The sequence below is a fragment of the Nostoc sp. genome, assembly GCF_036917155.1.
In the GTDB taxonomy this organism is placed as follows: Bacteria; Cyanobacteriota; Cyanobacteriia; order Cyanobacteriales; family Nostocaceae; genus Nostoc.
Genome location: NZ_JBALDZ010000099.1, coordinates 1 through 4,660 on the forward strand (window position 1 = coordinate 1; position 4,660 = coordinate 4,660).

Consider the following 4,660-nt stretch of genomic DNA (forward strand, 5'->3'; position numbering starts at 1 on the left):
CATGGATTAACTTCTGCCTTTAATTGCTGTAACCCCTTCACCCATTCTATTTTGCCTGATTTCAGCAACTAATTACCCCTGTGAACGGTTACTTACTCATTACCCATTACTCATTACTCATTACCCATTACTCATTACCTGTCCCTCGTCCACTCAAATTTGCAATCATCAATACCAATTCACTAAGCTGAATCGGTTTAGCTAGATGCGTTTGGAAACCAGCATCAATTGCCCTTTGCCGCTCTTGCTCGGTGGCATAGGCAGTGATTGCTGCGGCTGGAATTTGTCCCCCAACTTCAAGCGCTCTCACCTGACGAATCAGGGAGAAACCATCTTCCTCTGGCATCCCAATATCTGCTAGAAGCACATCATATCTGCCAGGAGATTCAGTTAAAGCAGCGATCGCTTCCCTTGTCGATGTCACAACCACTACCTCAGCCCCAAAGTCTTCTAACATCCACTTTAGTAAGTCGCGGCTATCCGCTTGATCGTCTACAGCCAAGATGCATAACCCTTGAAGGGTAAGGGGTGGATTTTTACCATCTAATGTATCTGGAGTCTCTGACAAAAGGCTCGGCTCTAAATAAGCTGGCGGTGTAATCTCCGGTGGCATTAAGCGCAGAGGCAGCCTGATGACAATCGTGGTTCCTAGTCCCTCACCTGGGCTTTGCGCTTCAACTGTTCCACCGTGAAGTTCTATCAGATGACGGACGATTGACAAGCCTAATCCAAGTCCCTGACTTGTTTTGCTGCTGCTAGAATCTCCTTGGCGGAAGCGATCGAAAATGTATGGCAGCAAGTCTTCCCGGATGCCAATTCCGGTGTCGCTGACTCGAATTTGGGCGTGAGTAGATACAGCTTCGAGTATAATTCCCACTCGCCCACCGGCTGGAGTGAACTTAATGGCATTAGAAAGTAAATTCCACAGAACTTGCTGTAAACGGTCAAAATCTCCGACAACCGTCGCCGAGTTCAACTCTGAAACAATTTCAATGCTTTTCGCCTCTGCGGAAAATTCGATAGACTCAATGGCGGCATCCACTACTGAAACCAAATCGATTAGACGAGTATTTAAATGAAGCTTGCCACTCGTAATCCGGGAGATATCGAGCATATCATCGATTAACTTAGCTTGCACTTTAGCACTCCGCTCGATCACTTCCCAGGCACGAGTGACTGCTTCTGAATCTAAATTGCGGGTGCGGAAAAGTTGCGCCCAGCCCAGTATAGTATTGAGCGGGTTACGAAGTTCATGGGAGAGGTTCGACAGGAATTCATCTTTGGCTCGGTTGGCAATTTCCGCCTGTTGACGGGCTGACTGCTCTTGTGCTATAATCTTAGACCGCTCTAACTCTAACTGTTTGCGATCGCTAATATCTTCAATCGCCAGCAAAATCATTTGAGCCTCTCCCTGCTCAATAATTTTCCAACCATTGAGCAGCATGGTTTTCTGTCCAATCTGCTCAAAGTGATGCTCTACCTCCAAGTTTTGAATACTGGTATCGTTGGCGAGAATGTCTTCTAAGAGCGATCGCAGTCCCGGCAGGTTCCATTGACCGTTTCCTAGTTCAAAAATCAGAGATTGGGCTGTCTCTGATGGTGAAACCTGAAATGTTTCATAAAACGAGCGATTGGCTTTGTTCACCCGCAAATCAGAATCAAGCACGATTAACGGCACTTGTACCGTCTCCACAATCGCTTCAGCGTAATTCCGGGCTTCTTCTAACGTTACTGCACTGCGTTTAAGACCATCAATATCTATTAACACCAACACTACACCGTCAATCTTGTTTTCTGTGGTGCGATAAGGACGGATGCGGAGGTTGTACCAATGTCCCCCCAGAGTTTGGACTTCTAATTCTTTGATGCTGAGTGTGTCAAGAACCTCCAAAATTAGAGTTTCTAACTCAGGAACATCGAGATTTGCTCTGATGTCGCTCAAAGGTCGTCCAGCATCGGCGGGAATCAAATTGAAAAGTCGCTGCGCCGTTGGCGTAAAACGGCGAATGCGTAAGTCTAAAGTCAATATCAAAATCGGAATATTAATACTGGCAAGCAAATTCGTGAGATCGTTGTTAACTTGGTGTAATTCCTGATTTCGACTACGAAGTTCTTCATTAGTGGTGTTGAGTTCTTCGTTGGTTGCCTGAATCTCTTCTTTGGCAGTTTCTAGCTCCTCATTGGTGCTTTGTAACTCTTCATTACTAGAGAGGATTTCTTCATTGGCAACTTTCAGGTCTTGATTGATATGCTCCTGCTCTTGGATCACCGCTTGTAGATATTCTTGAGTTGCAGCCCGCTCTTGGATGGCGGTTGTAAGTTCAAGCCTAAGCCGAACAATCTCCTGCCCTAAGTCTGACTGCTCTTCGCTCTCAGGATTTATTGTGCTGGGGTTGTTAATTGTGAGTGGGGCTGATTCAAATAAAATCAGAAAGTAGAGTTCTTCCTCAGTCCCAGGGTTAAATGGAATCACCTCAAGATTGATGATTTTTGCCAGATCGCCGGATTCAATTCGTAACCCTTCTTTTCTAATGAGAATTTTTTGCCGTTGTGCCTGATAAATTGTGGCGCGTAGCTCGATAAGCAAACCCTCGCGCACCATTTTGAATAAGTTAAGACTCGGTTTCCCCGATGCAACTTTGAGGTAGAGATCGATTTCTCCCCGAAGTTGCAGCACCTCCATCTTGTTGTTGATTACTACACCCACTGGGGCATAGCGCTCCAAGATTAGTTGGTCAGTTTTTTTCTCTAAGTCAAACTCATTCGATGGATTCTCAAACGCCTGCTTTGGTTCGTCCACTTTTATTATCGGATAATTGCTGGTAATGAACGAAAAAGTCGGACGAATTGCAGTTAGCTTTTTACTATAGATTTTATATTTTTTGTCAATCAGAGTAAACAAATCCGAATACTTACCTGTGCTTTCTGAAGTCCCTAGCAGCAAGAAGCCAGTGGGATTGAGACTGTAATGAAAGATGGGCAATATCCGTTTTTGCAACGTTTCGTCCAAGTAAATCAATACATTCCGGCAGCTAATTAAATCTAAGTTAGAAAAAGGGGGATCGCTGCCCAAGTCTTGCCGAGCAAACACACACAGTTCGCGCACAGCTTTGTTAATTTGATATCCACCGCCCTCAAGGGCATTAAAAAATCGGCGGCGGCTCTCTGGTGAGACTTCCACCATTTGATTCTCTGCATAAATACCCGTTCTCGCTTTTTCAATCGCTATTTCGCTGATGTCTGTGGCAAAAATTTGGATCGGCGGTGAGGTTACTTTATTTGACAACAACTCCAGCAAGGAGATAGCGATGGAATACACTTCTTCACCCGTCGAACACCCAGCTACCCAAATCCGAATCGGCAACTCTGCTGATTTGTTTTGGATGATGGTCGGAAAGACTCGCTCTTTCAACACTTCAAATACTTCGGGATCGCGGAAAAAATGGGTGACGTGAATCAGAATTTCTTCATAGAGCGCTTTGACTTCACTGGGATTGTTTTGCAAATACTCGGCATAATCCTCCAAGCGTTGTAGTTTATACAACAGCATTCGCCGCTGGATTCGGCGATCGAGGGTGTTGGGCTTGTAGTGGCTGAAGTCAACGCCAGTTTGCGATCGCAATAACACAAATATAGTTGCCAGGGCATCTCCCTGTTCGGGCAAATTTTCAATTGCGATCAGTGGCAATGACTTAGAAATAAAAGGATTGCGACTGAGGTTTACCAGTTCCTCGGCGATTTTTGGCGGCGGTAGCACAAAATCCACATTCCCAGTGGCAACAGCAGTATTGGGCATACTATCGAATTTTGCTGTGTCTTCACACTGAGCAAAAGTCACGCCTCCAGCTGCCTTGATTGCCTTCAGCCCTAGCGAACCGTCTCCATCCACCCCAGATAGAACAACTGCGATCGCTTTTTGCCCTCGATCTGCTGCCAATGAAGCAAAGAACGCATCAGCAGGCATATATTTACCATGAATTTTCTCTCGCGGCGTGAGTTGCAACACCCCACCAGACAGCATCATCTTAGTGTTGGGCGGAATAATGTAGACCTGGTTAGGTTGCACAGTCACGCCGTCTCGCACTTCATTGACGGGCATTGTAGTTGTTCTTCCGAGAATCTCGCTCAACAGACTCTTGTGGTTAGGATCTAAGTGTTGAATCAGCACAAATGCCATCCCTGTATCGGTAAGCAAATGTTTGAGTAACTGCGTAAATGCCTCTAATCCACCCGCAGAGGCGGCAATGCCAACGATGGGAAATAAAGCATCTTTATTGTCTTGTTGCTCTACGTCGAACACTTCATTCGCGGTAGATTCAGATACAGGTTGCTCAGAGGGTTGATCGGATGTCATAAGATGCAGTTTAGTACCGCAATGCTTTGGCGGCTAAGGTTTATATTTTAAGTTGGTTTACCAAATAAAAGTAGGAGGCAGGAAGAAAATATATATTTTTACCTTCGCTACTTTCTTCACAGCACCCTAATTTAATTTATGAAAAACAAAAAAATTGCTTATTTTTTGAACCGGGGGATTTAAACCCACGCTACTCAGTTAAAGGGGAAAGTTTTGTATCCGCTCAATAAATCGGGGTAGTGCAAAAAAGAAAAAGTAAATAGATGCACATAGCATCGTAGAATAAATCACATGGCGCAAAAGCAA

1 protein-coding gene is annotated in these 4,660 nt (G+C 45.0%); it reads right to left on the minus strand.

Translation table 11 applies throughout. The features are described 5' to 3' along the window. Window positions 1–127: 127 nt before the first annotated feature. Window positions 128–4,354, minus strand: a complete 4,227-nt coding sequence (locus V7K67_RS14590) for a chemotaxis protein CheB (protein WP_335167108.1) — start codon at window positions 4,352–4,354, stop codon at window positions 128–130. Window positions 4,355–4,660 lie beyond the last annotated feature (306 nt).

What these genes read in the sequence shown, in the direction of transcription:
- V7K67_RS14590 (WP_335167108.1), bottom strand. Translation starts at nt 4,354, where the DNA reads ATGACATCCGATCAACCCTCTGAGCAACCTGTATCTGAATCTACCGCG.